The sequence below is a fragment of the Variovorax sp. PCZ-1 genome, assembly GCF_018413605.1.
In the GTDB taxonomy this organism is placed as follows: domain Bacteria; phylum Pseudomonadota; class Gammaproteobacteria; order Burkholderiales; family Burkholderiaceae_C; genus JANMDU01.
On the sequence record NZ_JAHCDN010000001.1, the window covers coordinates 1,704,803 to 1,731,410 of the forward strand.

The window sequence follows — 26,608 nt, forward strand, 5'->3', positions numbered from 1 at the left end:
GATTCTCCTTACGCTTTCTCGACGTTGCAAACCGTCGTTTTAGTTTCTTGCATCATCGTGACGATGTCGTAGCCGTATGTTGTGCCGGTGTTCACAGCTTCACCTCGCACAATCGGCGCTGCACCTTTTGGATAGTGCGCCAGCATATCGACACCCTGCCAACGGCCTGAAAAGTGGAAGGGCATGAAGGTGGTATCAGGCGCAACGCGCTCTGTGACCATCGCCTGCACATTCATACGGCCACCTGTTGGTGTGGTCACCCAAACACGATCACCATTTTTAATGCTGCGCTCGGCTGCTGCTTTGGGATTGATCTCAATGAAGGATTCTTGCTGCAACTCAGCCAGCCATGGATTGGCGCGAGTTTCTTCGCCACCGCCTTCGTACTCCACCAAGCGGCCCGAAGTCATCACCAGCGGGAATTTCTCGTGAACCTTCTTCGCGATGTTTTCCTGCTGGATGGATTTGTAGAGCGTGGGCAAACGCCAGAGCGTTTTGCGGTCGTCATGCGTGGGGTACTTCGCCATGAGATCTGGCCGGTTGCCGTACAGCGGCTCGCGGTGAATTGGCACAGCATCAGGGAAGTTCCACACCACGGCGCGCGCTTTTGCATTGCCAAACGGATGGCAGCCATGATTTTTCATCGCGACGCGGATGATGCCGCCCGATGGGTCATTCTTCCAGTTTTTGCCTTCTGCTGCTTTCTTCTCAGCTTCGGAGAGTTCATCCCACCAGCCGAGCTTTTTGAGCAAGAGGTGGTCAAACTCTGGGTAGCCTGTGGTGATGTCTGCACCTTTGGAGTGCGAACCATCTTCGGCCAGCAGATTCACGCCTTCGCGCTCCACGCCGAAGTTGGCGCGGAAATTGCCGCCGCCATCCATGACATGTTTGTTGGTGTCATACAAATTCGGTGAGCCGGGGTGCTTGAGCTCGGGCGTGCCGTAGCATGGCCATGGCAGACCGAAGTAATCGCCGCTCAGGTCGTAGCCAGTTTCTTTGTCTTTGCCGCCTTTAGATTTGAGCGTTTTCACGTCAAATTTATCCATGTTGCGCATGTGCGCTTTGAGGCGCTCTGGGCTTTGGCCGGTGTAGCCGATCGTCCAGACAGATTTATTGATCTCGCGCAAGATGTCTTCTGGCATGGGCTCATCCATGCCCTTGACCTTTTGCATTTTGTAGTTCTTCACCAGCTCTTTATCGAAGCCAAGCTTCTGCGCCAGCTGATACATGATCATGTGATCCGAGCGACTTTCCCACAGCGGCTCAATCACTTTTTCGCGCCATTGGATTGAGCGGTTCGATGCGGTGCATGAACCACTGGTTTCAAACTGAGTGGCTGCGGGCAACAGATAGACAGCACGATTCGGATTCAAATCTTCCGCTTTCCCGGGCATCGCTGCCATGGCTGCCGTGGCCGATGGATAGGGATCAACCACGACCATCAAATCGAGCTTGTCCATCGCGCGCTTCATCTCGAGGCCACGTGTTTGCGAATTCGGTGCATGCCCCCAGAAGAACATACCGCGCACATTGCTGTCTTGATCGACGAGTTCGTTTTTCTCAAGGATCGCATCAATCCAGCGAGAAACGGTCGTGCCCGATTTAGTCATCATCGCGGGCGAGGCGTATTGCTTTTTGATCCACTCGAAATCCACACCCCAAGTGTTGGCGAAATGCTTCCATGAGCCTTCCACCAAGCCATAGTAGCCGGGCAGTGAATCAGGATTGGGGCCCACATCGGTTGCGCCCTGCACGTTGTCGTGGCCACGGAAGATGTTTGCGCCGCCGCCGCTCACGCCGATATTGCCAAGCGCGAGCTGCAAGATGCAGGAGGCACGCACGATGGCATTGCCGATGGTGTGCTGGGTTTGACCCATGCACCACACGATCGTGCCGGGGCGATGCTCGTTGAGCATTTTGGCCACTTTGAAGACTTGCGCCTCTGGCACGCCGCAGGCTTCTTCCACCTTATCGGGTGTCCACTTGGCCAGCACTTCTTCTTTGATCTTTTCCATGCCATAGACACGGTCATTGATGTATTTCTTGTCTTCCCAGCCGTTTTTAAAGACATGGTGCAAGATGCCAAACAAGAAGGCGATGTCTGAGCCGGAGCGGATGCGGACAAACTCATCCGCCTTGGCTGCCGTGCGCGTGAAGCGTGGATCGACCACGATCATCTTCGTACCCGTCTCTTTGGCATGCAGCATGTGCAGCAAGCTCACGGGGTGGGCTTCCGCAGCATTCGAGCCGATGTACAACGCCAACTTGCTGTTTTGCATGTCGTTGTACGAATTGGTCATCGCGCCGTAGCCCCAAGTGTTGGCAACGCCAGCCACGGTAGTGGAGTGGCAGATACGGGCTTGGTGATCGCAATTGTTCGTGCCGAAGAAGCTCACCCATTTGCGAAGCAAATAAGCTTGCTCGTTGTTGTGTTTCGATGAACCAACGAAGAAAAGTGAATCGGGGCCGCTGGCTTTTTTCAGCTCAAGCATCTTGGCGCTGATTTCATTCAAGGCCGTATCCCAGCTGATGCGCTCGTATTTGCCATTGACCAGCTTCATCGGATAGCGAAGGCGGAATTCGCCGTGGCCGTGTTCGCGGATGGCTGCGCCTTTAGCGCAATGCGCGCCGAGGTTGATCGGGGAATCGAACACAGGCTCTTGACGCGTCCACACGCCGTTTTCCACCACAGCATCAATCGCGCAGCCTACGGAGCAGTGTGTGCAGATCGTGCGCTTGACTTCGATCTTGCCGCTGCCATCTATTGAGCCACCTGGCGCTGCCTTGGCTTTTTTCACCAAAGTGAGCTGGGATGCAGCGATGCCTACACCAACGCCCAGACCAGAGCGGCGTAGGAAGGCGCGGCGATCGACTGTCGGAATGGCTTGCGAGAGCCCGCGAGAGAGGTTGTGCACGAATGGTGAACGCCCAGCGCTCTGCCCCACCGATGAGGATTTTTTAGTCAACAACATAGGATGCTCCGAGTAAGGAGGGATTAAATCAGGGTGGTGCTGTAGTACTGCTTCACATGCGCTGTGAGGCTGTAGCCACCGCCCTTTTCTGGGGCGGGTTTGAGAGTTTCCTGCGCGGCCTCCTGCGGCGCAACTTTTGGCAATGCGACGACAGCAGCTGCAGCGGTGCCAGCAATAGCAGCTCCAAAAAGCATTCCGCGCCGCGAGGGTGTTTTCACTTCTTGATCCATGGGTGTCTCCAAATGGATAACGGCAAATATGTGCCAGCTTTGTTTTCTATAGCAACTATAGACTCATCTTGAGCCATTTGCAATGCAATGCCCCTCAATTTGCAGTGGGAGCGACTAGGGATTTCACTAGGGCACGATTTCATCGCGCGCTAGCCTACGCTGAGCTTACGCCAGCATATCAAAGCCCTGCATTTCAATGCTGATGAAAGCGCGCATGAAGCCTGCAAGCCTAGCGTAGAACACAGCACGATGATGCGCTTGCAGGGCATCGCACATCTGAGCTGCCCAAGGCTGCACATGCTCTGCAAAAAACTCTTTTTGATTTGTGAGGTTGGACACGCTCACATCTTCACCCGCGATCAGAAAACGCATCACCTCGCAGCAATACGCGAAATGATCTTCCGTCTCGGGCATGGCTTCATCGCGCTCGATTCCCAGTTTGGTGAGCGCTGTGCGCAAGCGCACGAGAGGTTTTTCATTCAAGAAGCCGCTCAGGTAATGAGAACCAAACAAATACACCTCGGGCTTGCCCACGCCACCGAAGAGTTGCGCGTGTTCGCTGGCGATTTGCTGATCTGAAAGCTCACGGCTAGATGCCACCACATCACGCCAACTCTCCTCCAAAAAACCACCCTCTTGAGGTGCTTGGGTCACGGCCACGCGCAATTGCGCGAGCAACTCGGGAGTAGGTGGCGCGTAAAGAAGCGCGGCGAGCAGGCCGTAGACTTCCGCACGAGCGGTTTCTTCATCGAAAGTTGAAATATTGCTCATCGGGGGAAATCTTGAATCTTGGCTTCGTTGTTGTTCGAGTAAATATCAATCACGCGGCAGTCGCCGCACATCTTGAGGCGATTGAGTGCTTCGCCTTGAAACATCGCATGGCCGGATAGCTTGCCGAGCATGGCTTCGATGGCTTTCAGTGTGCCAAAAGGTTTGCTGCAGCGCACGCAGGTGTAAGGCGGTTGCTCGTTGATCACCCTGCTCTGCCCGCGTTCTTTGGTGAGGAGTAATCGTGGCTCCAAGGTGATGGCTTTTTCTGGGCAGGTTTGTGCGCAGAGGCCGCATTGCACGCAGTTTTTTTCGATGAATTTGAGCTGCGGGCGCTCAGGGTTGTCTTGCAAGGCGCTCGCAGGACAGGCACTGACACAGCTGAGGCAAAGCGTGCAAGCGTCTTTGTTGATTTGCAGATTGCCGAAGGGTGAGCCAGCCTTTGGAAGCTCAATTTGCTCGGGGAGTGGATTTTGTGGTGCATTCGTGATCAGGTGATCGAGCGCCAAATCCAGTGTGCTGCGTTTTTCTGAGGGCAAGGCAAAGCGCGCTGGTTTCACAGGCACGCTTTGCTTGGTGGTTTTGAGCTGTTGTAAAGCCGCCTCCAGAGAGGTCACATCTTTGGCTTCGATCAGTTGGAGATGCGTGCCTGCATAACCTAAGCCGCGCAGCAAGGTTTGCGCGACTTCCATCTGCTGGCGCAGGCCATTCAAATAATCTGGTGCTTCTTCAGCAGTCGTGAGCACAGCGATTTGTTGCGCGCCCATGGCAATGGCAGAAAGCCAAAGATCAATGCCCATACTCGCTGTGTGCCAGACACCAATAGGAATCAGGTTATTAGGCACGCCCTGTGCTTTGCGCAGTTGTGCGGCGCGGCCAAGCTGCTCGATGAGCTGCGCGCCAGCGCCCTGGCTGTGCAGCAAAAGCGCGGGCTCTTTGCCGCCTGCAGCCGCGTAGGTGGTCAGAAGCGCTTTGATTTTCGCGCCCTGCTCGCTTGCCTTCGGATACGCATAGGTGAGCGCGCCTGTGGGGCAGACGGTCGTGCACGCGCCGCAGCCCACGCAGAGATTCGGGTTCACCTTGATCTGCTGACGTGATTTTTCACTCGTGATCGCATGCGCTGAGCAAATCTCCACGCAAGCATTGCAACCCACGGATTCGTTGCGCGAATGAGCGCAGATTTTTTGCTTGTAGGTGAAGAATTTTGGTTTTTCAAATTCACCCACCATGTCGCGCAGTTTGATCAGCGTGGCGGCGCTCGCATCTTTGAAGTAGCCTTGCGGAGCAGCATGCCAATCGATCAATGGCTTGTCTGATAAATCCAGCACCACATCAAACGCGTCTTCCATCTCAGCAGCATCGCGCTCAAAATTAATCGCACCTGCCACCTCGCAAGCGCTTACGCAGGAGCGATGGCTCTTGCATTTGCTCATGTTGATCTGGAAATCAAAAGAAATAGCCTGCTCTGGGCAAGCCACCACACAGGCATTGCAGCGGGTGCATAAATCCAGATCAATCGGATTGTTTTTCTGCCAATTCAGTTTGAATGCGCCGAGCCAGCCACTCAGCTGATCAATCTTGCCTGCGAGCACAGGATATTTGCGTTCTTGAGATGAAAAATGGCCATTTGACGGCGCAGATGCTGCGCGAGCAGCTATCGAAAAGATAGTAACACTCAGAGTATCGGAGAGCATGTCAGCGAGCTGCGTTGCTTGCCCCATCTCGCCAATGATGAGCAAACGGCCTTGGCTTTTGTAGGTCACCGTGGGAACTGGCTCAGGCTCTGGCAAACGCGCAGCTGCCAGTAGCGCAGCGATCTTTGGCATGGCTTGCGAGGCATAACGGCTCCAGCCACCCGTCTCGCGGATGTTGATGAATTTGATCGGGGCAGTGACGCCCGCTCTCGCGCCTTCCGTCTCATCAGCCAGTGCCGCAAAGAGCCTCTGCTCCTGCGTGCAGGCTACAGTCACATCGTCATTGGCTTTGATGGCTTTTTGGAAACTCGCGGCTTGGCGGCGGCACAGCGCGGTGTGCAGCGTTAAGTCTTCATCCAGCGCGCTTGAGAGCGCTTTGGCGTCCAGCGGCATCGTCTGGTTGCAGTTGCAGATCAGGGTGGTCATGTTCGGTGGCTAGTGCTTCTGATGATGAAGCGTGGCTTTCTTGGATCGTCTCAGGTGTTGACTTTTCAAGCCCTGACTGTGCCACGTTTTCGCCCAGAGAGCTTTCAGCATCTTCCCTTGCTTTTTGCTCGGCGAGCTTCTTAGTGGCATCCTCTTCTTCCTCTTTCCAGAAGCCAAGAAACTGCGTCACGGCCATTTTGCGCAGCATCTCTGGCGGCAGCGGGTCAGGCTTGGAATAGTCATCCACATACACATCCATCATGTCCATGGTGTTGAAATGCGGATCTTTGAAGAGCTGCTTCATTGCTGCATTTTTCACCTCAGGCGTGACATCGGTGCGCATGAAGGGTTTGAAGTCAGATTCAGGTGTGAGGCCGTGCACATCTTTCATCGTGGGCGCAGGTGGCAGCGCTTTGGCCTCCTCCACCTCAGTCTCGCTTACTATCAAATCAGGAGCATTCTGCGCAGTATGTATGCCGGCTACAGGCTGTTTTTGCTCTAAAAACTCATTCTTTTTGGGAGCTTGCGGCTCGGAAAGTTCTTCACCTTTACGAAGAGCCTGCTTGCGCTGCGACCATCTGGCGAGGAAACCACTTTCCTCGGGTACGGCTTTATCTGCTGCCATCACCCGCTCCAAACTTGGGCCCTGCGCTGATACTCACTGGATTACCAAAGCGATCTTCCAGCCGCTTAAAACTCTCAGGGCGTTTGCGTTTTTTTGGCTCTGCCACAAAATGATCTTCGGCAAACTGAGCAATCCACTGCGCCACATCAATCGGGCAAGGCACTTGCTCCACCGTCTCCTGAGAATCCAGCCAGCGCCCTGCGTCGTTGTAGGAGAGACTCACCACCTGCGGCACAGCAATCAATTCATCGGAGAAGCCCAGCTCCTCTTCCATGCGCCACATCACAAACCAGCAAGGCTGCTCAGTCGTGGCATTCAGGTAGTAACCCTCAGCATCATCACGATACAGCTGCACGGTCATCGCCGGAAACAGCCAATGCGCACCCTCCTCGCCGCTGTGCAAACAACGTGGCGCATGCCCAAAAGCTTCAGAATGCAAAGCCACGTCATGCAGCTTCCAGCGCCAATCCACCCATCGCGCAGCAGCTCCTGTCACACGCTCTTTGCGCATCGTGACAGCAACTTGGATATCAGGGCGTTGATTCTCAGACATAGCTGGCTACATGCAGGACGCAGTGCTTAATGCAGGCCGCGTTCGTCAGGCTCATCTTTGGATGTGGCAATCACACTGGTTTGCAAGCCTTTGGCCTTGCGGTAAGCATAGATCACATAACCGCTCAAACCGTAGGCGACAAAAATTCCAAAGAGCACGGTGGGTGGATCAATATTGATCGCAGCGATGCCCAAAGCGATCAACACGATCACTGCGAAAGGCACACTTTTCTTCATGTTCACATCTTTGAAGCTGTAGTACGGCACATTGGTCACCATCGTCAGGCCTGTCAACAAGGCGAAAGCAAACATGATCCAGCGCACTTTCATCTCAATCGCACCTAATATCACGATCGTATCGCTGCCAGCAATGTTCAAATCTGTCATGAGCCACACCAGACCCATCACCAGTGCTGCGGCAGCTGGGCTTGGCAAGCCTTGGAAGTAGCGCTTATCGACCACGGCCGTATTCACGTTAAAACGCGCTAGACGCAAGGAAGCGCAGGCCACATAGACGAAAGCGGCGATCCAGCCCCAGCGACCGAGATCTTTGAGTGCCCACACATAAGCGATGATCGCCGGCGCAGCGCCAAAACTCACCATGTCACAGAGCGAATCCATCTGCTCGCCAAAGGCAGATTGCGTGTTCGTCATACGCGCAACGCGACCATCCAGGCTGTCCAGCACCATGGCGCAGAAGATGCCGATGGCAGCTTCATGAAAGCGCCCGTTCATCGCCATCACGATGCCATAGAAGCCGCCAAAAAGCGCGGCCAAGGTGAACAAGTTGGGCAGAATATAAATGCCCTTGCGGCGTGGTTTTGTCAAAGCCAGTTCAGCGGGAGAGGTGTCGGTTCCATCATGCATGGCTGCAGTGTAATGTGAATCTTGGTAAAAACAAAAGCCACTTGGTTTCCCAAGCGGCTTACTACTGATTTAATAGCACTTCGCGCAGGCTTGTAGCCGGCGAAGTGCCAATTTGGCTTAAAAAATCAGTTGCGGGTTTGATCCACCAGCTTGTTCTTCGCGATCCAAGGCATCATGGCGCGCAGCTGAGCACCGACTTTTTCGATCTGGTGATCGGCGGTGTTGCGGCGGCGAGCAGTCATGCTTGGGTAGTTCAAGCGGCCTTCTTGGATGAACATCTTGGCGTATTCACCATTTTGAATGCGCTTCAATGCATTGCGCATAGCTTTGCGAGACTCTTCGTTGATCACCTCGGGGCCCGTCACATACTCGCCGTACTCCGCGTTGTTGGAGATGGAGTAGTTCATGTTGGCGATACCGCCTTCATAGATCAAGTCAACGATGAGTTTCAACTCGTGCAAGCACTCGAAATAGGCCATCTCAGGTGCGTAGCCAGCTTCGGTCAGCGTCTCGTAGCCCATCTTGATGAGCTCAACAGCGCCGCCGCAAAGCACGGCTTGCTCGCCGAACAAATCGGTCTCGGTCTCTTCTTTGAAGTTGGTTTCGATGATGCCGGCTTTGCCGCCGCCATTGGCCATCGCATAGCTCAAAGCCATCTCGCGGGCTTTGCCGCTCTTGTCTTGATGCACAGCGATCAGGTGAGGCACGCCGCCACCTTGAGTGTAGGTGTTGCGCACGGTGTGGCCAGGCGCCTTAGGAGCAACCATCCACACATCCAAATCGGCGCGGGGCACAACTTGGTTGTAATGCACGTTGAAGCCGTGAGCGAACACGAGCGAAGCGCCCTGCTTCAAGCTCGATTCGATTTCGCGGTACACGCCAGCGATGTTCTCATCAGGCAACAAAATCATCACGATGTCTGCAGATTTGACTGCATCGTTGACTTCAGCGACCTGCAGGCCAGCCTTGGCCACTTTGTCCCAGCTCGCGCCGCCTTTGCGCAGACCGACCACGACTTTCACGCCGCTGTCGTTCAGGTTTTGAGCGTGGGCGTGGCCTTGACTGCCGTAGCCGATGATGGCAACGGTCTTGCCTTTGATGAGGGACAGATCACAGTCTTTGTCGTAAAAAACTTTCATTTCATTTTCTCCAGGTAATTGGTTAATGGATTGTTGGTACGGATCTTTTGAACGCAAAAGTCGCAGAAAAAACGCAAAATGCGCAAAAAAGAATTCTCTGATTCTGCGTCTTTTGCGTTGTTTAGCGTCTTTTGCGTTCTATTCTTAAGCGCTCAAAAAATTAAACACGCAGTATTCTCTCACCTCGGCCAATGCCGCTGGCGCCAGTGCGGACGGTTTCGAGAATGGCGGTGCGGTCGATGGCTTCTAAGAAGGCATCCACTTTGTCGTGATCGCCTGTGAGCTCAATGGTGTAGCTCTTCTCAGTCACATCAATGATGCGGCCACGGAAGATTTCTGCCATGCGCTTCATTTCTTCGCGCTCTTTGCCCACCGCACGCACTTTGACCATCATGAGCTCTCGCTCGATGTAGCTGCCTTCGGTGAGATCGACCACTTTCACGACCTCGATCAAACGGTTCAGATGCTTGGTGATTTGCTCAATGACTTCATCGGAACCGCTGGTGACGATGGTCATGCGGGAGAGCGATTCGTCTTCCGTGGTGGCCACGGTGAGCGATTCAATGTTGTAGCCACGGGCTGAGAACAAGCCCACCACGCGGGACAGCGCCCCGGCTTCGTTTTCGATCAATACTGCAATGATGTGTTTCATGATGATTCCTCTTTTCTGAGCCCTCCTCCGTTGACGGTAATCAACGGACTTGGCTGCAAATAGATTTATCGTTTAGGTTAAGTTAAATTGAAGGCAACTAATTGAACGCAAAAGCCGCAGAAGTTCGCAAAATGCGCAGAAAAAACCAAAATCAATTTCTTTCTTTTGCGTCTTCTGCGTTTATTCTGCGTCCTTTGCGTTCTATCGGTTGAACAGTTAAAGCTCTTCCGAGCCCAAAAGCATCTCAGTGATGCCCTTACCCGCCTTCACCATCGGCCAGACGTTCTCCGTCGGGTCGGTGCGGAAATCCATGAAGACGGTGCGATCTTTCAGCTTACGGGCTTCGCGCAGCGCTGGCTCGACGTCTTGTGGACGCTCGATCAACATACCGACGTGGCCGTAAGCCTCCGCCAGCTTCACAAAGTTAGGCAGCGCATCCATATAGGAGTGCGAGTAGCGACCTTCGTAATCCAGCTCTTGCCACTGGCGCACCATGCCGAGGTAACGGTTATTCAAACTGACCACTTTGATCGGCGTGTTGTATTGCAAGCAAGTAGAGAGCTCTTGAATGCACATCTGCACCGAGCCTTCGCCTGTGACGCAGAACACTTCTGCATCTGGCTTGGCCATCTTGATGCCCATGGCATACGGAATACCCACGCCCATTGTGCCAAGGCCACCGGAGTTGATCCAACGATTCGGCTGATCAAAGCGGTAGAACTGAGCGGCCCACATTTGGTGTTGGCCCACGTCAGAGGTGATGTAGGTTTCGACATCTTTGGTCATGTTCCAAAGCGTCTCGACCACCATTTGCGGCTTGATCACGTCTTTGTTGCCACGGTCATACTTCAAGCAATCTTTGCTGCGCCAAGATTCGATGTTGCTCCACCAGTTGGCCAAATCACTAGGCGCAACGCGCTGCGGCATTTCCTTGATCTGGTTGATCATCTCGGTGAGCACGTCTTTCACATCGCCCACGATGGGAATATCCACCTTCACGCGCTTGGAAATCGAAGATGGATCAATGTCGATATGAATAATCTTGCGCTCGTTTTGCGCGAAGTGCTTGGGGTTGCCAATCACGCGGTCGTCAAAACGCGCGCCTACAGCAAGCAGCACATCACAATTTTGCATCGCGTTGTTGGCTTCCACCGTGCCGTGCATGCCGAGCATGCCGAGGAATTTTTTGTCTGATGCGGGATACGCTCCCAAGCCCATGAGCGTGTTCGTCACGGGATAGCCGAGCATATCGACCAAGGTGCGCAGCTCGTTGCTTGCGCCACCCAAGATCACGCCGCCGCCGGTGTAGATATATGGGCGCTTGGCTGTGAGCAGGAGCTGAAGAGCCTTGCGAATCTGGCCGCCATGGCCTTTCACTTTCGGCTGATAGCTGCGCATCTCGACGGGCTTTTTATATTCAGCCAAATCAAACTTCACTTTGTTGAAGCTCACGTCTTTCGGCACATCCACCACCACGGGGCCTGGGCGGCCGCTGCGCGCGATGTGGAAAGCCTTCTTGATCGTATCGGCCATATCGCGCACATCTTTGACCAAGAAATTGTGCTTCACGATCGGGCGGGTGATGCCGATGGTGTCGCATTCTTGGAAGGCATCGAGGCCGATGGCTGGCACAGGCACTTGGCCGGTGATGATCACCATGGGAATGCTGTCCATATAGGCGGTCGCAATGCCAGTCACGGCATTGGTTGCACCGGGGCCGCTGGTCACGAGCGCTACGCCCACATCACCCGTTGCACGCGCATAGCCATCCGCCGCGTGCACAGCCGCTTGCTCGTGGCGCACGAGGATGTGCTGCATGCTTTGCTGCTTGTACAGCGCGTCATAAATATGCAGCACCGCGCCGCCGGGATAGCCCCAAACGTATTTGACGTTTTCAGCAGCCAACGCAGCGCAAAGCACTTCAGCGCCACGCATTTCGGGCAAATTGGAGGATGAGGATGTGGCAGCGCTGGAAGCAGCAGCGGCCGAGGCGATTTCCGCCTTGGAGATTTCCATGATGATCAACCTTTAAGAGTTAAAGTAACTTTGCAGGTACCTCTCACGCACACCGGAAAGTGCCGTTGCGAGGCTTCGGGCTTTGAACATGAGCTTGCCTAAAGACAGCCGGATCAGAACCCTTTTGCAATCCGCATTATGCCACTTGCTGGAAATGCGGATTTTTCAGATTCAGTAACATCGCCAGATGCCTCACCAAAATTCGCCCAAACTCGCCTTTTGCTGCCCCACCATTGATGCTCAGCCTTGGGCGGATGCCATGGCCAAAGCCTTGCCCGAAGCTCAAATACAGATTTGGCCAGATTGCACAGAACAAGCAGACTATGCGATCACTTGGGCTCCCACTCAGGCGTTTTTTGACGCGCAGCCCCAGCTCAAAGCCGTTTTCGCGCTCGGCGCGGGTGTGGACGGATTGCTCAAGCTGCGCTTGCCAGAAAGTCTAGCCGTGGTGCGTATCGAAGACGGTGGCATGGCAGCGCAAATGCAGGATTACGTGACGCATGCCTTGCTGCGCCATGTGCGGCGCTTTGACCAATATGCGCAAGATATTCGTGCCGGAAAGTGGATTCAATACCCCGCACAGGATCACGCCAGCTTTCCGGTGGGCATTCTTGGCTTGGGCGAGCTGGGCAGCAAGATTGCCGAGCGCGTGCGGGATATCGGATTTCCTGTCGTGGGTTGGAGCAAGAGCCCTAAAACGATGGAAGGCATTCGCTGCTTCAGCGGCGAAGAGTTGTACAAATTTTTGTCGATGAGCCGTGTTTTGGTTTGCGCCCTGCCATTGACTCCACACACCCAAGATATTTTGAACGAGCAGCATTTGAGCCTTTTGAAACCTGGTGCTTATCTCATCAACATCGCACGCGGCGCGCATCTGGTGGAAGAAGATTTACTGAAACTGCTTGCTTCTGGCCATATGGCTGGCGCCTGCCTCGATGTCATGCGCACCGAACCCGCGCCTGCCAATCACCCGTTCCGATCTCACCCGCAGATCACCCTCACGCCACACATCTCAGCCATGACCTTACTTGCGCCATCTATCGCGCAAATCAGCCAAAAAATCATGTCGTTGAGAAACGGACAAGCCATCACTGGTGTGATACAGAGAGGGCGAGGCTACTGAGTTGATCAGCAGTATCCCGAGGTAAGTCTTGGCTATTTCGAATGCGATAATGCCACCCAAGACAGTGCTGTATTCACAGCTCACATAAATAAAACGGCTTCTTAGCAAACCATTTTGGCCACCGAGCAAGAACTCTCCGATTTCCTCAAGTCTGTGGAAAAACGCGCCTTCAAGCGCTCGGTCTACCATGTCCGAGACGAGGATGCGGCCTTGGACATCGTACAAGACAGCATGATCAAGCTCACGGTGAACTACGCCGACAAGCCCGCCGCCGAGCTGCCCATGCTCTTCCAGCGGATTTTGCAAAACACCACCCTGGATTGGTTTCGCCGTCAAAAAACCCATCGCGCCGTGTTTTCCAACATGAGCGACTTTGAAAAAGCTGGCGAAGACGGGGAATTTGATCTGTTGGAAACTTTAGAGGCTATCGACACCTCTGATGGCACAGAAAGTGCTGAGAAACAGGTCTCACGCAGCCAAACGCTACAAGAGATCGATGATGCGGTGCAATTGCTGCCAGCGCGTCAACGAGAAGCCTTCCTCATGCGTTACTGGGAGGAAATGGATGTGGCCGAAACAGCTGCAGCCATGGGCTGCTCAGAAGGCAGCGTCAAAACGCACTGTTCTCGTGCAGTGCAGGCTCTGAGCAAAACGCTGATTGCCAAGGGAATTAAACTTTAGTTTTCTTTTCGAGTTAAGAATATTTAGAATGCCAGGTGAAGATCATGAATAACGCAACTTATCTCCAGCGCGAAGCCCAGATGGATCGCTTTGGCCTGAAAGTAGCGGCTCACCTGGACGACCTTCCTCTACCCCACGACATTTCTGAGCGCTTGCGTGTTGCTCGTCAGCAAGCTCTAGCTCAACGTAAAACGGCCTCTGCCACGCAAACCCAAGCCGCAGCCAGTGTGTCTGCCTCTGGCTCTGCTGCTGTATTGGGCGGTGGAGAAGGCTTTAGCTGGTTCAATCGTTTCGCCAGTGCAGTGCCCGTTTTGGCGCTGGCCATCGGTTTGGTAGCCATCCATATCAATGTGAACGATGATCGCGCCAACGAGCTGGCCGAGGTAGATACCCAATTGCTCACCGACGACCTGCCACCTTCAGCTCACACTGATCCTGGTTTTGCGCAATATCTCAAATTTGGCCCACCCGCAGGTGGCCAGTAAAGGGGTTGAGCTCATGCGTAGCTTGCTTCTGGTTGGTTTATTAAGCCTCGTAGCAGCCTCGAGGGCTTTTGCGCAGGCTCCTGTCGCTTCTGTAGCTCCCACTGGCAAAGCGCTACAACCTCAATCCGTAGCTCAGGTCAGTGCAATCGCCGGCAGCCAGCCCTTGTGGAAAGACCTTAGCCAAGCTGAGCAGGCCGCGTTGCGGCCGCTGGCTGCGAATTGGGATGCGATGGCTGTTGGTCAAAAACGCAAATGGCAAACCGTCGCCAAAGATTTCGATAAGCTTCCTGCCGCACAACAGTCCAAAATGCATGCTCGCATGACGGAATGGACTGCCCTGAGCCCACAACAGCGCGCCGATGCGCGCATCAACTTTGCACAAAACCGCGAACTCACCGACGGCCTCACGCCTGAGCAGCGCAAAGTTCAATGGCAGGCTTATCAGCAGCTCAGCCCTGAGGAAAAGCGCAAACTCGCCGAGAGCGCTCCCAAGGCTTCGATTGCTGGCGCCGCACCTGCCGCTCGCCCGCAGCCTGTACTGAGGAAAGAGCCCGCACCAGAATTCGGTACAGCCAAAGTACTGGCCAATGCCAAAACCGCACCTGTTGCACCCGCCCCGGGTAAGCGAATCGCCGTTGCCCCGCATGTGGCGGCGCAAGGCAGCATCTTGCCTGGTCATGCGGGTGATGCTCCTGGTAAGCCATAAAACCCATTTTCTTGCTGCTTTTTAAGCGTTTTGAGCATTTTGGCGGCGTAGTTATTGCGCGAAGTGCTATCGAATAGATAGCATTTACAATCTAGGCTCTTTCATGATGATGCAATGAGCCAAGCCACCTCTCCTTCTACCCATGCCCCTACTGAGCCACCCAGCCTGCGCCGCAGAATGGCCTGCTGGTTGTATGAAGGTGTGCTGATGTTTGGTGTGATTTGGATTGCGGGTTACCTGTTTGGCACGCTCTCCCAAACGCGCAACGCGATGGACAACCGGCTTGGCCTGCAGATTTTCCTCTTCATCATTTTCGGCATCTATTTCGTCTATTTTTGGCACAAAGGCCAAACTTTGGCCATGAAGACCTGGCATCTGCGGGTCGTGGGGCTGGATGGGCAGGCCATCTCTCAAAAGCGCGCATTGGCACGCTATGCGCTGTCTTGGCTGTGGTTTCTACCTCCTTTGGCGGCGGTGGCTCCTTTCAAGCTCACAGCCGGTGAAATCGGTGTCATCGTTTTTGGATGGATCGCCGTCTATGCCTTGCTCTCGCGCTTTCATCCTCAGCGCCAGTTCCTGCACGACGCACTGGCGGGAACGCGCCTGATCTCACACAAGCCCATGAGCAAAACCATACCGGCTTAGCCATAGCGGCTAGTTGTCCGTTAACAGTCTTTCCAAAGTCATGTCTACACCGCAAGAATCCCCTACCGCTCAAAAACAGCGCTCTGGCCTCACACGCATCATTCATGCCACGGGTTATTCCATGTCTGGCCTGAAGGTGGGCTTGCAAGAGCCTGCATTTCGCCAAGAAGTGATGCTTGCCGTTATCTTGATTCCAGCGGCTTTTTGGGTCGGGCGCACTTGGCTGGAGTCCGCTTTCCTGATTTCCGTCGTCGTACTGATGATGATTGTCGAGCTGCTCAACACAGGCATCGAGCGTTCTATCGACCGTATCGGCCCTGAATGGCATGAGCTCTCCAAGACCGCGAAAGATCTGGGCTCGGCTGCAGTGTTACTTTCTTTATTGCTCTGCGCTGGCGTCTGGTTCGCAGCGCTTTATTCACGCTTTCTCTAACCGCATATGGCCAAACCTAATTTTTCTGTTTGTGTTTATTGCGGCTCACGCGATGGCAACCAGCCCGCTTTTGCTTATGCGGCCGGCGAAGTGGGCCGATGGATCGGCCAGCATGGCGGCCAACTCGTCTATGGTGGCGGTAACAACGGCCTGATGGGGATCGTCGCTCAGGCCACCATGGATGCAGGCGGCACCGTGAAAGGCATCATCCCGAAAGCTTTGGTAGAAAAAGAATGGGCCAAAACAGATTGCACCGAGCTGCATATCGTTGAGACCATGCACGAGCGCAAAGCCATGATGGCCGAACATGCCGATGTGTTCCTCGCCCTACCTGGTGGCATCGGCACGTTTGAAGAGCTTTTCGAAGCCTGGACATGGAAGCAACTCGGCTACCACGACAAGCCTATCGGCATCCTCAATGTGAATGGCTGCTATGACGCTTTCATGGAGATGATGCGCGGCACAGTCAACGATGGCTTCGTGGGTGACTATCAAATGGAGATGATCCAAATCGCCGAAGAGCCGGCTGGTTTACTTCGCGAGTTGGTGACTGCTGCTGGGCTCTCTGAGCAAATCAGACACGTGGATTAAATTTTCCGCAAAGTAGCAGATCGCATCTGCAAGTTCGTTGATTTTTTTAGATCACAAGCGAACGGATTAAGCGAAGAATGAATACCAAGTATTTCATACACGCAGCGATGCTTTTTTCAGGCATTGCCTTCTGTCGTTAAAAACGAGCAACTCGTCAGATACTGTCATGTATCAATGTGTATAAATTCATTTGTACTCAATGTGGCAGATAAACTGACAAATACAAAACCTACTTTCTCGGAGTATTTTCCTCATGGTGAGGTGCACATCCTGTTGAAAGTTGTATTCTCGTTAATCCATGAACATTACTCGCCGTCGCCTCCATCAACACGCCTTGTCTGCAGCTGCTTTTCTTGCTACAGCTCCGGTCATTCGTACCGCATCAGCTCAAAGCGGCAAAATCTTACTGGGGCAGTCATGCCCGCTCACAGGCGCAGCCGCTCAACTAGGAATCCAATTCAACGCCGGTGCCACGGTGTATTTCGATCTACTGAATGCTAAGGGCGGCGCTGCTGGCAGACCCATTGAAATTTTGGCCATGGATGATGGCTATGAACCCAATCGCTGCGCAGAAAACACCAACAAGCTGATTGATCAAGACGTCTTCGCCTTGTTTGGCTACATCGGCACGCCTACGAGCTTGGCTGCTTTGCCTTTGGCTACCAAAGCCAATATTCCCTTTATCGCCCCGTTCACTGGTGCGATGAGCCTGCGTGATCCCTTCAACAAATTAGCCTTTCATCTTCGGGCCTCCTACGACGATGAAACAGCCTCCATCGTCAACCAACTCAACACCTTGGGTTTGAAAAACATTGCCGTTTTCTATCAAAACGATGCTTACGGCAAAGCAGGTCTGGACGGCGCAACCAAGGCGCTCGCTAAATTGAACAACAAACCCGTTGCGCTGGCGACCGTCGAGCGTAACAGTGTCGATGTCGCAGGGGCGCTCAAAACCCTTCTTCCCGCCAAACCCGATGCCATCATTCAAGTCAGCGCCTACAAATCCTGCGCCGCCTTCATTCGTGAGGCTCGTAAGGCAGGCTATGGCGGTCAGTTTTTCAATGTTTCATTTGTTGGCACCAAGGCACTCTCCGATGAGCTGGGCAAAGATGGCGCTGGGGTTGTGATCACGCAAGTCGTCCCCTCGCCCTATAACGCTGCAACAGCGATCGTTCGTGAATTTCAATCCGCCGTAGCCTCGCACGGCAAAAATGTGAACATCAATTACTCGAGCTTTGAAGGCTATTTGGCAGCCAAAATGTTCGCCGATGGCTTAAACCGTGCTGGAAGCCGTGTCACACGCGAGAGCCTGATCAACGGCTTGGAAGCGATTGGCCGCGCAGATTACGGCGGTTTTCAGGTCTCCTTGTCTGGTCGTGATCACGTCGCTTCGAGCTTTGTGGAGAAATCCATGCTCACGGGCGATGGCAAAGTCCGCGTCTGATCTTGATCCATCGCCCCTACAAAAAAGCGACCCTAGAGGTCGCTTTTTGTTATCAGTCAATGGTCAGTCAAATGCTGATTACACCGCAGCCTCATCCTCTTCTCCCGTACGAATGCGCACGACGCGCTCCACGGCGGTAACGAAGATTTTGCCGTCACCGATTTTTCCAGTGCGAGCAGCTTTCACGATCGCGTCCACGCAGCGATCCACATCCACAGATTTCACGGTGACTTCTACTTTCACTTTGGGCAGAAAGTCAACCACATATTCCGCGCCACGATACAGCTCGGTATGTCCTTTTTGACGACCGAAGCCTTTGACTTCTGTGACGGTCAATCCAGTCACGCCGCATTCAGCGAGCGCCTCGCGCACTTCCTCGAGTTTGAACGGTTTGATGATGGCTGTGATTTGTTTCATAAGTTAGACCTTGGATTAATTTGAATTGACTAAACTTTAACTCAGTTTCGTTACTGTGCCGCCTCAAGGAAAACCCATGCATGCAAAGCCTGCGGTTCAGCCATAAAAAAATAAGCCAAATTGGCCATAAAGCACCGTGGAAACTGCGCGAAATGCTATTGGAATCATAGCAATTCAGGCTGTTGGCTTCTTTAATGGCGGCTACTTCGGATACTGCACTCGGATCACTTCTAGGGTCTGCTGGCCTGCTGGCGTTTGTAGGCGCACCTCATCGCCCTCGCGACTCTTAAGAAAAGCTCGCGCAATTGGCGCGATCCAGCTGACTTGGCCTTGAGCACTTTCTGCCTCATCTATACCCAGAATCGTGATGGTTTTTTCATTGCCTTGTACATCAGCATAGGTCACAGTTGCGCCAAAAAACACTTGGGTCTCTCCGTGATGCTTTGAGGTATCTACCACTTCCGCAATTTCCAGCCGCTTGGTAAGAAAGCGGATACGTCTGTCAATTTCGCGCAGACGCTTTTTGCCATAAAGATAGTCGCCGTTTTCGCTGCGGTCACCATTCTTGGCGGCCCAATGCACTGCCTCCACTACTTTCGGGCGCTCATCATCCACCAGCACTTTCAACTCAAGCTGCAGGCGCTCGTAGCCTGCGCGGGTGATGTAGTTTTTGCTGCCTGCGGGAATGGGTGGCGCGCCGCCGAGGTCGTCGTCCTCATCCGCGTCTGTTTCTTTCGTGAAAGCCTTGCTCATGATCTCACTTTGATTTCGCTTCAATCGCTGCTTTAAGCTGCGGCATCAAACGTTGCATCGCTAATTTACCTGCTTCAATAGAGCGGCGCTTGGCAGTGAAATCGCCACTTTTCACGCCAACCAACTCGGGGCGTACGACGACATCGGCACCTTGCAATGCATATTCATTGATGCTCTTGCCCATGATCGCGAAAGTTTGCAGCAGCACAGCCACCGTGCCGTCGGCCGCGTTGCCTTCAGGCGCAGCAGAAATGTCCACCGCGATGATCAGCTCTGCGCCCATTTGCTTGGCATAGCGCACAGGCACAGGCGCGACCAGGCCGCCGTCTACATACTCTCTATCGCCAATCTTCACTGGGTTAAACACAGAAGGCACTGAGCTGCTCGCACGCACAGCTCGCCCGGTATCTCCGCTTTGAAACAAGGTCCCCTGCCCGCTCTTCAGGTCTGTGGCCACGATACCCAGTGGTATCGGCAAGCTCTCGATCAGCTTGTTGTTCACCTGGCGGTTGATGTAATTCGATAGCGCCTCGCCACGCAGAATGCCTCGACTGAAAAATGGCAGCGTCCAATCGGTGATCTCGGCCTCTTCCATCTTCAGAGCAATCTCCTGAAGCTGCGCGGCATTCTTGCCCGAAGCGTAAATCGCGCCCACAAGCGAGCCCGCAGACGTGCCCACCACATAGTCCACCTTGATGCCCGCCTCTTCCAAAGCCGCGATCACCCCCACATGCGCAAACCCGCGCGCCGCGCCGCCGCCGAGTGCGAGGCCGATTTTGGGCGGGCGTTTAGCGACAACTGGATCAGGCGTCGTTGTATGAGCAGACGGGGCAGGAGGCTGGGTTGGCGCAGTCGTACAGGCAGATAAGACAAGCAGGGTAGCTGCGAGCAGGTAAATTTTCAATTTCGAAAAGAGCATGCAGCGATTATCGTGGCTGGCAAAATCGCTGATAATTCGGGATTGACGTTTACGTTAACGTCAATCACAGCGATCCATGCAATAGAACGCAAAAGACGCAGAGGTTTCGCAGAAGACGCAAAAAAACCAACCTACTTTGAAGTGTTTTTTTTGCGCCTTTTGCGCTGTTTCGCGTATTTTGCGTTCTTATCTTTATTTTTGGAAAAATCATGCAAATCAAAGACAAAGTTTTCATCGTTACCGGGGGCGCATCGGGCCTTGGCGAAGGTACAGCGCGCATGCTGGCCGCTCAAGGCGGCAAAGTGCTGATTGCCGATATGCAAGTTGAAAAAGGTGAAGCCGTAGCCAAAGAAATTGGCGGCGCTTTTGTCAAGTGCGATGTGACCAGCGAAGCCGATGGCCAAGCTGTCGTGGCCAAAGCAGTCTCCATGGGCAAGCTCATGGGATTGGTGAACTGTGCTGGCATTGCCAGTGCCGAACGCACTGTGGGCAAAAACGGCCCACATAACTTCGATGCGTTCAAAAAGACGGTCACCATCAATCTCTTCGGTAGCTTCAACATGCTGCGCTTGGCGGCTGACGCGATGAGCAAAAACGAACCCGAATCCACCAAGGAGCGCGGCTGCATCATCAACACAGCTTCTGTAGCTGCGTACGACGGCCAAATCGGCCAAGCGGCCTACTCAGCCTCCAAAGGCGGCATCGTTGGCATGACGCTGCCGATTGCACGTGACTTATCCAAAATCGGCATCCGCGTGAACACCATCGCCCCCGGCATCATGGGCACACCGATGATGTTTGGCATGCCGCAAGACGTGCAAGACGCATTGGCCGCTGCTGTACCCTTCCCTTCGCGCTTGGGCACACCGCAAGACTACGCAAAATTAGCGCTGCACATTTTTGACAATGATTTGCTCAATGGCGAGACGATTCGCTTGGATGGTGCCATTCGCTTGGCTCCGAAGTAATTCCAAGGTTTCTTCTTCAAAGCTCGTCAGTGCTTCGCTGACGAGCTTTATACTTTCTTCTCATCTGCATTCCAACGGATGATTTCTAAGTAAAAACAGCATTTTGCCGGCATGCATTGTGCGCTGAATGCTATTAAATTAAGAGCAATCGTGAAATACTCGGCTTGCTCAGTCGTGGAGGCTGATGCTACATGTTGGGCACAGACGCCCCGTATTTGCCCACACACCGATATGCTCGCTACATCGCTGTTGGTGATATCGCTTGCGCACCGTACACCACAAAAGCGTCGGTATCCTAGCTCAGTGCCAACATAGCGCCGGCTATTTCTCTCTACAGCGATCCGCTCTATTCATATTCGCTCAGCCAGTTTGCTGAGCAAACTTACCGTGAGCATCAACGGGTGCGCCACATTTTTCGCACAAACCCGCCATTCGCGCCTCAAGAATCCGCAACTTGCGACGGTTGAAGGCTGAATACAGCGTTCCCTGCTGAATACCAATCTGCTTGGCAGCAGCATAAATGCTCATGCCCTCGTCATCGACCAATTTGAGCGCTTCCACGACTTGAGGGCTCATTTGTTTACTTGCCATGCTGAACTCCTGTGTATGAATTATACGTTGCTACCTGAAATCTAGACAGTTAGCACTAATAACACTTAGTTTAGGTACTATGCATTATATAGTGTAGTATAGTTACCTCCATGCAGCAAAGCATCAGTCCCGATGCATGCGGCGCTAGCAGAAAACACGGAGTAGTAGCACCAGCTCTTAAGACGCCAGCTTGGCGCTCTTGAAGCAGCACAAGCCATCTCTTCCATTTCTGCGACTTTTGGAAGACAGAAAGGATTGCACGATGAAAAAAAATAAATACAGTCCCGGCGATCTGAATCACTCAATGACAAAAGACCTGGATATAGACAAAGCTTTAACCACCAGTCATACGGTTGCTTCTACAATCAGCGACCCTGCTTGGAAACTGGCAGAAGCCGCAAAAAATCCCCTATTGCAGATCGGCAAAAGCTACTCAAGAGATGCCTACAACTTGGTTCTGCAAAACGTACCGAAGCATTTGGTGGTGTCTAACAAGGTCGAACAGCTGATTGGGCCGCAGGCAGCGTGGTTTCTTGCTGTTTTGGATCCCGTCAGTGTGGAAATGGATAGCAAATACGCCTATACCGTCACAGCGGTGCAGTTTGGCGATGGGCGCTTGCGCAGCCGCATTGGTATTGGGATTACGAAACAAGCTTTGATGCTTCTTTATCACAACGTGTTGGGTCACATTGATCAAAGAGCAGCTGAGGAACTTTTCGCTGCAGCAGGTCGTGAGCTCATCGAGAAGTGGAAAGTGCTGCACACCGCTAAGAGTGCTTTCACATTGGCGATCAATGGCTTTGATTGCCTGCTCATCGGTGAGTGCAAACGCAATCGAGCCTACGTCACTGCTGTTATTCCGCCAGATATGTATAACGAACAGCAGCAGGCATTTGTGAAGCAGATACCCCCTGGTAGCAGCGCTTTATCTATCCATACCATCCATGCAACCCGATCTTGGGACACCTAGGACACAACACATTTCACACGGGCAATGCCACGAGGTCATGCCCCTGTGTGCCCACAATGCGTGCGGCTGTGAACTCACCGACTTTGAGCTGCTTGCTGATTTTCTCTGGCGGCAGCAGATGCACGATACCGTCGATCTCTGGCGCATCGGCGTATGAGCGACCTTTGCCGCCTTTCTTGCCCATGGCGGGCGCGTGATCAACCAAGACTTGCATCGTCATACCCACGCGGCTTTTGAGTTTTTCTGCAGACACTTCTTCGGCCACAGCCATGAAGCGCGCAAGCCGCTCATCGCGCACTTCTTGGGGCAGCATGCCAGGAATATCGTTGGCTGCAGCGCCTTTGACCGGGCTGTAGGCAAAGCAGCCTGCGCGGTCTATTTTTGCCTCGCGCAAAAAGTCGAGCAGATGCTGGAATTCCTCTTCCGTCTCACCTGGAAAGCCCGCGATGAAGGTCGAGCGAATCACGATCTCTGGGCAAATCTCTCGCCAGCGCTCAATGCGCGCCAGATTTTTCTCGCCGCTGGCTGGGCGCTTCATGCGCTTCAATACATCGGGGTGGCTGTGCTGAAAAGGCACATCCAAATACGGCAAGATGCGCCCCGTCGCCATCAGCGGCACGATCTCGTCCACATGCGGATACGGGTACACATAATGCAGGCGAATCCACGCGCCGTGCGGCTCAGCCAGCTTCGATAACTCTTCGCACAGCTCCAGCATGCGTGTCTTCACAGGCTTGCCATCGAAGAAACCGGTGCGGTATTTCACATCTACGCCATACGCGCTCGTGTCTTGGCTGATCACCAACAGTTCTTTCACGCCGCCTTCAAACAGCGCCTTCGCTTCTTTGAGCACATCGCCCACAGGCCGGCTCACCAAATCGCCGCGCATGCTGGGGATGATGCAGAAGGTGCAGCGATGATTGCAGCCTTCGCTGATCTTCAGATAAGCGTAATGCTTTGGAGTCAGCTTGATGCCGAAGCTGGGAACGAGATCAGTAAACGGATCATGCGGCTTGGGCAAATGCTTGTGCACCGCATCCATCACCTCTTGCGTCGCATGCGGGCCCGTGACGGCGAGCACGCTGGGGTGAATGCTTTTCACGAGGTTTTTAGCATCATTTTGGACAGTAGCCGGCGTATTATTTGCGCGAGCTGCTATCATTTCAGGAGCATCTTCCGGCTTCATATCCACCGTCTTCGCACCCAGGCAGCCCGTCACGATCACGCGCCCGTTCGCAGCCAGCGCCTCGCCAATCGTGTCCAAGCTTTCTTTCACCGCATCGTCAATAAACCCGCAGGTGTTCACGATCACCAAATCCGCGCCTTCAAAGGTCTTGGAGGTTTCGTAGCCCTCAGCCGAGAGCTGGGTGAGGATCAACTCAGAATCGGTCAAAGCCTTCGGGCAGCCAAGGCTAACGAAGCCAACTTTGGGGGTTTTTGTGGAAGTGATTTCAGGGGATGCGACAGTCATCCCCGTATTGTCTCAGATGGGCTAAGAGTAAGCTCGGAAAAACCACTGGCCATGCACCATTCCGTTCGGGCTGAGCTTGTCGAAGCCCTAGAGAGCCCTTCGACAAGCTCAGGGCGAACGGACTTCAATACGCGTCAAACTCAGCGTTTCATGCCAAACGCGTTCAGCATCTGCTCTTGCATTTGCGCCGCCATGGCTTGGCTTTGCTCCATGAAGCTGCCCATGAATTGGCTCGCATTCGGCACGGAGCCGAGTGTAGGCAATGCGCCCGCGCCAAATTTGCCTTGCAGATCAGAGAAGGCTTGCATGTTTTTCTCAAGCATCGAGCCCATGAAGCCCTGCATGGTGTGGCCGTAGAAGCGGATCATGTTGGCTAATGCAGCCTCACTAAACATCGGTACGCCGCCCATCTCTTCTTCCAAGATGATTTGTAGAAGGATAGAGCGCGTGAGGTCTTCACTCGTCTTGGCATCGCGCACAGCGAATGGTTTGGCATCGATGACCAGTTGCTTAACTTCTGCGAGTGTGATGTAGCTAGAACTGGCCGTGTCATACAAGCGGCGATTGGGGTATTTTTTGATGATCCGCACTGCAGATGAGGCATCTGAACTGTTGGTTTTTTTCTGGGTAGCCAAAATCTTAACTCCTGCTCTGCGAACATTACGCAACATGTTGCAATGCACCATTCTAGGCATTTCACCCGCGACAAAAAGCAAAAAACCTCTTAGGTTTACCCTAAGAGGTTGCATTAGTTTTCGAGAACTTTAATAAGCGCGCCCAACATTTTGGAAAAATGTTGGTAGGCGCAATTGGACTCGAACCAACGACCCCCACCATGTCAAGGTGGTGCTCTAACCAGCTGAGCTATGCGCCTGTGAAGCCCACGATTATAGCATCACCCAAACCGAATAAATGAATTTTCAATGATCACGTCGCCCGACTTTCTTCGATTGTCCTAAAAGTAAAGAAGCTGGGCCTGTGTAGTCAGCGTCTACCCAGGGCACGGTCGTTTGCGAAGATGGAAAGGCTTCTTTTCGGCTCGGGCGCAGGCGTTGTACGAGCCGATCCCAAAAGCCAATTCGCCTTGTCGTGATAGCGCCAGAAAAATACATCGCGCTCATCAAACGTGCTGTTTGCTCGCTAGGCAAGCCTAAACGCTGCGAGATTTGCGTCAAGGTTTGCGGCGACTGTCGCAAGCTAGCTAACAAAGCTATATCCAGATCGTTCATGAAGGCCAGTGGCAAGCGAGGAAATCTGCGCAAGCTGATGCGCTGCTCGAAAAAGCGCGAGGGCAGCAACTGCCGTTCGCTACGCCGTGCATACTCCCACATCACAAATTCAATCGGGTAGATGTCAAAACTTTGAGGCAATTTCGCAGAGCTGGGGCGATTTACCCAAATGCATTCATCAAACTCTAAAAAATGCGTTTGCTCGCGAACAGCAACTTTGAGATTCACAAAATCTACCGCAGCAAGCATCTCGCCATCACACATCAAATGCCACATCCCCTTCAGGGGCAGTTTGGCCAAATAACGATCCACCATCATGCCCGCGACTACGTAGCGCGCACACTGGGATTGCACTTGCTCATCCAAACCAGCCAATAGCTCCCAAAAACGCAGTTTCGAACTCTCCATCGTCTCTTGCAGACGGTCATCATTGCAAGCCCAGAAGTTAAGCTTGATGGGTGAAAGTTCAGAGGAATTCAGCTCTAGTGAAGAGTCTGGCAAAGCAGACAGCACCACATCGGCGCTGCTGTGCTTGGTAATTTGCCAGCGTATGGAGGTAGCGTCGTGGCGTACATAGAATTCGCTCAGCCACTCCTCAATACAAGCCACTTGCTTGGTATCAAAGCCCTTCAATGTGATTAAAAGGCATGGCACTTCTATCAACAATGACGCTTGAGACATACGAGATTAAGCTGGGGCAACAGCCTGATCACAGGCCATGGATGGAAACAAGGATGTAGTGTTCAGTGCATCACGTTTCGCTTCCCGGCGAAAGGACAAACCACCCTGAACTCTGAAGTACGGCGACTATACGCTTTTCAGGCTTTGGCTTGGATAAGCAGCGATCATGAGCAGCTTGTTCACATGGACTAACGTGACATTTGCCCGGAAATCTTTCCTATTTGCAGCAACTTTGTGATTTTTTTCCTTCATTACGCATCTGCGCAAGGGCGAATCATTAATTGAGCGTGTTTTGGCGCGCCTCAAAGTTTCAAATACGCTCTGTAACTGCGCAGTACCGGCAAGGAATAATTATGGGCGAGAGAATGTTGGCATGCGGTAATTCAATGGAAAAGTACCCAGAGGCTTTTGCACAACAACATCCACGACCTCGATCTGAACAAACCGTTTGCGGTTTTAGAGCCCACGCTCTCCTCTGTGCCCAAGAGTGTCTGCGTCAACCCACGCTCTCGGGATGCCTTGATCCATATGTGGCAAGAATTCGAGGCTGAACTAGAGCC

At 53.3% G+C, this 26,608-nt stretch carries 27 protein-coding genes and 1 tRNA gene; 10 read left to right on the forward strand and 18 right to left on the reverse strand.

The window, feature by feature from the left end; all coding sequences use genetic code 11:
- Nucleotides 1-8 precede the first annotated feature (8 nt).
- The 10 genes from KIH26_RS08220 to KIH26_RS08265 all read right to left on the reverse strand — a co-directional run bounded on the left by KIH26_RS08220 (nucleotide 9) and on the right by KIH26_RS08265 (nucleotide 11,941).
- Nucleotides 9-2,972, reverse strand: a complete 2,964-nt coding sequence (locus KIH26_RS08220; RefSeq protein WP_213443967.1) for a formate dehydrogenase subunit alpha — start codon at nucleotides 2,970-2,972, stop codon at nucleotides 9-11.
- A gap of 23 nt (nucleotides 2,973-2,995) precedes the next feature.
- Entirely contained in the window at nucleotides 2,996-3,202 is a 207-nt protein-coding gene (locus KIH26_RS08225; protein ID WP_213443968.1) for a formate dehydrogenase, read from the reverse strand.
- A 165-nt stretch (nucleotides 3,203-3,367) separates the two neighbouring features.
- Nucleotides 3,368-3,973 carry a TorD/DmsD family molecular chaperone gene (locus KIH26_RS08230; protein WP_213443970.1) on the reverse strand — a complete coding sequence of 202 codons (606 nt, stop codon included), beginning with the start codon at nucleotides 3,971-3,973 and terminating at the stop codon, nucleotides 3,368-3,370.
- Nucleotides 3,970-6,090: a 4Fe-4S binding protein gene (locus KIH26_RS08235; RefSeq protein ID WP_249661008.1), complete on the reverse strand. Its 2,121-nt coding sequence runs from the start codon at nucleotides 6,088-6,090 to the stop codon at nucleotides 3,970-3,972. Before KIH26_RS08235 ends, KIH26_RS08230 begins: the two co-directional genes overlap by 4 nt.
- On the reverse strand, nucleotides 6,017-6,715 hold the full coding sequence (locus KIH26_RS08240; protein WP_213443971.1) for a DUF3306 domain-containing protein: 699 nt from the start codon (nucleotides 6,713-6,715) through the stop codon (nucleotides 6,017-6,019). The genes KIH26_RS08235 and KIH26_RS08240 overlap by 74 nt, the downstream gene beginning before the upstream one ends.
- Nucleotides 6,702-7,268: a DUF3305 domain-containing protein gene (locus tag KIH26_RS08245; protein WP_213443972.1), complete on the reverse strand. Its 567-nt coding sequence runs from the start codon at nucleotides 7,266-7,268 to the stop codon at nucleotides 6,702-6,704. The genes KIH26_RS08240 and KIH26_RS08245 overlap by 14 nt, the downstream gene beginning before the upstream one ends.
- A 26-nt stretch (nucleotides 7,269-7,294) precedes the next feature.
- Nucleotides 7,295-8,134 (reverse strand): CDP-diacylglycerol--serine O-phosphatidyltransferase, encoded by an 840-nt coding sequence (pssA, locus tag KIH26_RS08250; RefSeq protein WP_213443974.1) that lies wholly within the window; start codon nucleotides 8,132-8,134, stop codon nucleotides 7,295-7,297.
- 125 nt (nucleotides 8,135-8,259) lie between these two features.
- Nucleotides 8,260-9,273 carry a ketol-acid reductoisomerase gene (gene ilvC / locus KIH26_RS08255; RefSeq protein WP_213443975.1) on the reverse strand — a complete coding sequence of 338 codons (1,014 nt, stop codon included), beginning with the start codon at nucleotides 9,271-9,273 and terminating at the stop codon, nucleotides 8,260-8,262.
- A 160-nt stretch (nucleotides 9,274-9,433) separates the two neighbouring features.
- On the reverse strand, nucleotides 9,434-9,925 hold the full coding sequence (gene ilvN / locus KIH26_RS08260) for an acetolactate synthase small subunit (RefSeq protein WP_213443977.1): 492 nt from the start codon (nucleotides 9,923-9,925) through the stop codon (nucleotides 9,434-9,436).
- Between the two features lie 216 nt (nucleotides 9,926-10,141).
- Nucleotides 10,142-11,941 carry an acetolactate synthase 3 catalytic subunit gene (locus KIH26_RS08265; RefSeq protein ID WP_213443979.1) on the reverse strand — a complete coding sequence of 600 codons (1,800 nt, stop codon included), beginning with the start codon at nucleotides 11,939-11,941 and terminating at the stop codon, nucleotides 10,142-10,144.
- 187 nt (nucleotides 11,942-12,128) lie between these two features.
- Between KIH26_RS08265 and KIH26_RS08270 the strand changes: the two genes are divergently transcribed.
- From KIH26_RS08270 to KIH26_RS08305, 8 genes are all read left to right on the forward strand, one after another.
- Nucleotides 12,129-13,064, forward strand: coding sequence for a 2-hydroxyacid dehydrogenase (locus KIH26_RS08270; protein WP_213443980.1), 936 nt, complete (start codon nucleotides 12,129-12,131; stop codon nucleotides 13,062-13,064).
- A 114-nt stretch (nucleotides 13,065-13,178) separates the two neighbouring features.
- Complete coding sequence (locus tag KIH26_RS08275) at nucleotides 13,179-13,745, forward strand: RNA polymerase sigma factor (RefSeq protein WP_213443981.1); 567 nt, start codon at nucleotides 13,179-13,181, stop codon at nucleotides 13,743-13,745.
- A 44-nt stretch (nucleotides 13,746-13,789) separates the two neighbouring features.
- Complete coding sequence (locus tag KIH26_RS08280) at nucleotides 13,790-14,230, forward strand: DUF3619 family protein (protein ID WP_213443982.1); 441 nt, start codon at nucleotides 13,790-13,792, stop codon at nucleotides 14,228-14,230.
- A gap of 13 nt (nucleotides 14,231-14,243) precedes the next feature.
- Complete coding sequence (locus tag KIH26_RS08285) at nucleotides 14,244-14,936, forward strand: DUF3106 domain-containing protein (protein WP_213443984.1); 693 nt, start codon at nucleotides 14,244-14,246, stop codon at nucleotides 14,934-14,936.
- A gap of 114 nt (nucleotides 14,937-15,050) precedes the next feature.
- A complete protein-coding gene (locus KIH26_RS08290) occupies nucleotides 15,051-15,581 on the forward strand; it encodes an RDD family protein (RefSeq protein ID WP_213443985.1) in 531 nt (176 codons plus the stop codon).
- Between the two features lie 40 nt (nucleotides 15,582-15,621).
- Entirely contained in the window at nucleotides 15,622-16,014 is a 393-nt protein-coding gene (locus KIH26_RS08295; protein WP_213443986.1) for a diacylglycerol kinase, read from the forward strand.
- Between the two features lie 6 nt (nucleotides 16,015-16,020).
- The gene (locus tag KIH26_RS08300) at nucleotides 16,021-16,605 is read left to right on the forward strand and encodes an LOG family protein (protein WP_213443987.1); all 585 of its coding nucleotides are present in this window, start codon (nucleotides 16,021-16,023) and stop codon (nucleotides 16,603-16,605) included.
- 298 nt (nucleotides 16,606-16,903) lie between these two features.
- On the forward strand, nucleotides 16,904-18,049 hold the full coding sequence (locus tag KIH26_RS08305) for an ABC transporter substrate-binding protein (protein ID WP_213443988.1): 1,146 nt from the start codon (nucleotides 16,904-16,906) through the stop codon (nucleotides 18,047-18,049).
- 78 nt (nucleotides 18,050-18,127) lie between these two features.
- On the opposite strand, the gene KIH26_RS08310 is transcribed toward KIH26_RS08305, so the two are convergent.
- From KIH26_RS08310 to KIH26_RS08320, 3 genes are all read right to left on the reverse strand, one after another.
- A complete protein-coding gene (locus KIH26_RS08310) occupies nucleotides 18,128-18,466 on the reverse strand; it encodes a P-II family nitrogen regulator (protein ID WP_213443990.1) in 339 nt (112 codons plus the stop codon).
- Nucleotides 18,467-18,667: 201 nt separating this feature from the next.
- Nucleotides 18,668-19,219: a transcription elongation factor GreB gene (gene greB / locus KIH26_RS08315; protein ID WP_213443991.1), complete on the reverse strand. Its 552-nt coding sequence runs from the start codon at nucleotides 19,217-19,219 to the stop codon at nucleotides 18,668-18,670.
- 4 nt (nucleotides 19,220-19,223) lie between these two features.
- On the reverse strand, nucleotides 19,224-20,138 hold the full coding sequence (locus KIH26_RS08320; protein ID WP_213443992.1) for a patatin-like phospholipase family protein: 915 nt from the start codon (nucleotides 20,136-20,138) through the stop codon (nucleotides 19,224-19,226).
- Nucleotides 20,139-20,347: 209 nt separating this feature from the next.
- On the opposite strand from KIH26_RS08320, the gene KIH26_RS08325 reads away from it, so the two are divergent.
- Nucleotides 20,348-21,106 carry a 3-hydroxyacyl-CoA dehydrogenase gene (locus tag KIH26_RS08325; RefSeq protein ID WP_213443993.1) on the forward strand — a complete coding sequence of 253 codons (759 nt, stop codon included), beginning with the start codon at nucleotides 20,348-20,350 and terminating at the stop codon, nucleotides 21,104-21,106.
- 360 nt (nucleotides 21,107-21,466) lie between these two features.
- Here the strand turns inward: KIH26_RS08325 and KIH26_RS08330 are convergent, their stop codons facing one another.
- Nucleotides 21,467-21,697, reverse strand: coding sequence for a helix-turn-helix domain-containing protein (locus KIH26_RS08330; RefSeq protein ID WP_213443994.1), 231 nt, complete (start codon nucleotides 21,695-21,697; stop codon nucleotides 21,467-21,469).
- 262 nt (nucleotides 21,698-21,959) lie between these two features.
- On the opposite strand from KIH26_RS08330, the gene KIH26_RS08335 reads away from it, so the two are divergent.
- Nucleotides 21,960-22,667, forward strand: a complete 708-nt coding sequence (locus tag KIH26_RS08335) for a hypothetical protein (RefSeq protein ID WP_213443995.1) — start codon at nucleotides 21,960-21,962, stop codon at nucleotides 22,665-22,667.
- Between the two features lie 13 nt (nucleotides 22,668-22,680).
- Here KIH26_RS08335 and rimO read toward each other — a convergent pair whose 3' ends face one another.
- From rimO to KIH26_RS08355, 4 genes are all read right to left on the reverse strand, one after another.
- Entirely contained in the window at nucleotides 22,681-24,138 is a 1,458-nt protein-coding gene (gene rimO / locus KIH26_RS08340) for a 30S ribosomal protein S12 methylthiotransferase RimO (protein ID WP_213443997.1), read from the reverse strand.
- A gap of 140 nt (nucleotides 24,139-24,278) precedes the next feature.
- Entirely contained in the window at nucleotides 24,279-24,773 is a 495-nt protein-coding gene (phaR, locus tag KIH26_RS08345) for a polyhydroxyalkanoate synthesis repressor PhaR (protein WP_503005097.1), read from the reverse strand.
- A gap of 162 nt (nucleotides 24,774-24,935) precedes the next feature.
- Nucleotides 24,936-25,012 (reverse strand) — tRNA-Val (locus tag KIH26_RS08350).
- A 46-nt stretch (nucleotides 25,013-25,058) separates the two neighbouring features.
- Nucleotides 25,059-26,048, reverse strand: coding sequence for a hypothetical protein (locus KIH26_RS08355; protein ID WP_213443999.1), 990 nt, complete (start codon nucleotides 26,046-26,048; stop codon nucleotides 25,059-25,061).
- Nucleotides 26,049-26,608 lie beyond the last annotated feature (560 nt).

Excerpts from the sequence above, each read along its gene's own strand:
- KIH26_RS08220 (WP_213443967.1), bottom strand. The coding sequence starts at position 2,972 with ATGTTGTTGACTAAAAAATCCTCATCGGTGGGGCAGAGCGCTGGGCGT.
- pssA (WP_213443974.1), bottom strand. The coding sequence starts at position 8,134 with ATGCATGATGGAACCGACACCTCTCCCGCTGAACTGGCTTTGACAAAA.
- KIH26_RS08235 (WP_249661008.1), bottom strand. The coding sequence starts at position 6,090 with ATGACCACCCTGATCTGCAACTGCAACCAGACGATGCCGCTGGACGCC.
- KIH26_RS08330 (WP_213443994.1), bottom strand. The coding sequence starts at position 21,697 with ATGGCAAGTAAACAAATGAGCCCTCAAGTCGTGGAAGCGCTCAAATTG.
- KIH26_RS08225 (WP_213443968.1), bottom strand. The coding sequence starts at position 3,202 with ATGGATCAAGAAGTGAAAACACCCTCGCGGCGCGGAATGCTTTTTGGA.
- KIH26_RS08295 (WP_213443986.1), top strand. The coding sequence starts at position 15,622 with ATGTCTACACCGCAAGAATCCCCTACCGCTCAAAAACAGCGCTCTGGC.
- KIH26_RS08325 (WP_213443993.1), top strand. The coding sequence starts at position 20,348 with ATGCAAATCAAAGACAAAGTTTTCATCGTTACCGGGGGCGCATCGGGC.
- KIH26_RS08245 (WP_213443972.1), bottom strand. The coding sequence starts at position 7,268 with ATGTCTGAGAATCAACGCCCTGATATCCAAGTTGCTGTCACGATGCGC.
- rimO (WP_213443997.1), bottom strand. The coding sequence starts at position 24,138 with ATGACTGTCGCATCCCCTGAAATCACTTCCACAAAAACCCCCAAAGTT.
- KIH26_RS08310 (WP_213443990.1), bottom strand. The coding sequence starts at position 18,466 with ATGAAACAAATCACAGCCATCATCAAACCGTTCAAACTCGAGGAAGTG.
- ilvC (WP_213443975.1), bottom strand. The coding sequence starts at position 9,273 with ATGAAAGTTTTTTACGACAAAGACTGTGATCTGTCCCTCATCAAAGGC.
- KIH26_RS08240 (WP_213443971.1), bottom strand. The coding sequence starts at position 6,715 with ATGGCAGCAGATAAAGCCGTACCCGAGGAAAGTGGTTTCCTCGCCAGA.
- KIH26_RS08355 (WP_213443999.1), bottom strand. The coding sequence starts at position 26,048 with ATGTCTCAAGCGTCATTGTTGATAGAAGTGCCATGCCTTTTAATCACA.
- KIH26_RS08335 (WP_213443995.1), top strand. The coding sequence starts at position 21,960 with ATGAAAAAAAATAAATACAGTCCCGGCGATCTGAATCACTCAATGACA.
- KIH26_RS08290 (WP_213443985.1), top strand. The coding sequence starts at position 15,051 with ATGAGCCAAGCCACCTCTCCTTCTACCCATGCCCCTACTGAGCCACCC.
- KIH26_RS08300 (WP_213443987.1), top strand. The coding sequence starts at position 16,021 with ATGGCCAAACCTAATTTTTCTGTTTGTGTTTATTGCGGCTCACGCGAT.
- ilvN (WP_213443977.1), bottom strand. The coding sequence starts at position 9,925 with ATGAAACACATCATTGCAGTATTGATCGAAAACGAAGCCGGGGCGCTG.
- KIH26_RS08230 (WP_213443970.1), bottom strand. The coding sequence starts at position 3,973 with ATGAGCAATATTTCAACTTTCGATGAAGAAACCGCTCGTGCGGAAGTC.
- KIH26_RS08320 (WP_213443992.1), bottom strand. The coding sequence starts at position 20,138 with ATGCTCTTTTCGAAATTGAAAATTTACCTGCTCGCAGCTACCCTGCTT.
- greB (WP_213443991.1), bottom strand. The coding sequence starts at position 19,219 with ATGAGCAAGGCTTTCACGAAAGAAACAGACGCGGATGAGGACGACGAC.
- KIH26_RS08285 (WP_213443984.1), top strand. The coding sequence starts at position 14,244 with ATGCGTAGCTTGCTTCTGGTTGGTTTATTAAGCCTCGTAGCAGCCTCG.
- KIH26_RS08265 (WP_213443979.1), bottom strand. The coding sequence starts at position 11,941 with ATGGAAATCTCCAAGGCGGAAATCGCCTCGGCCGCTGCTGCTTCCAGC.
- KIH26_RS08305 (WP_213443988.1), top strand. The coding sequence starts at position 16,904 with ATGAACATTACTCGCCGTCGCCTCCATCAACACGCCTTGTCTGCAGCT.
- KIH26_RS08270 (WP_213443980.1), top strand. The coding sequence starts at position 12,129 with ATGCCTCACCAAAATTCGCCCAAACTCGCCTTTTGCTGCCCCACCATT.
- KIH26_RS08280 (WP_213443982.1), top strand. The coding sequence starts at position 13,790 with ATGAATAACGCAACTTATCTCCAGCGCGAAGCCCAGATGGATCGCTTT.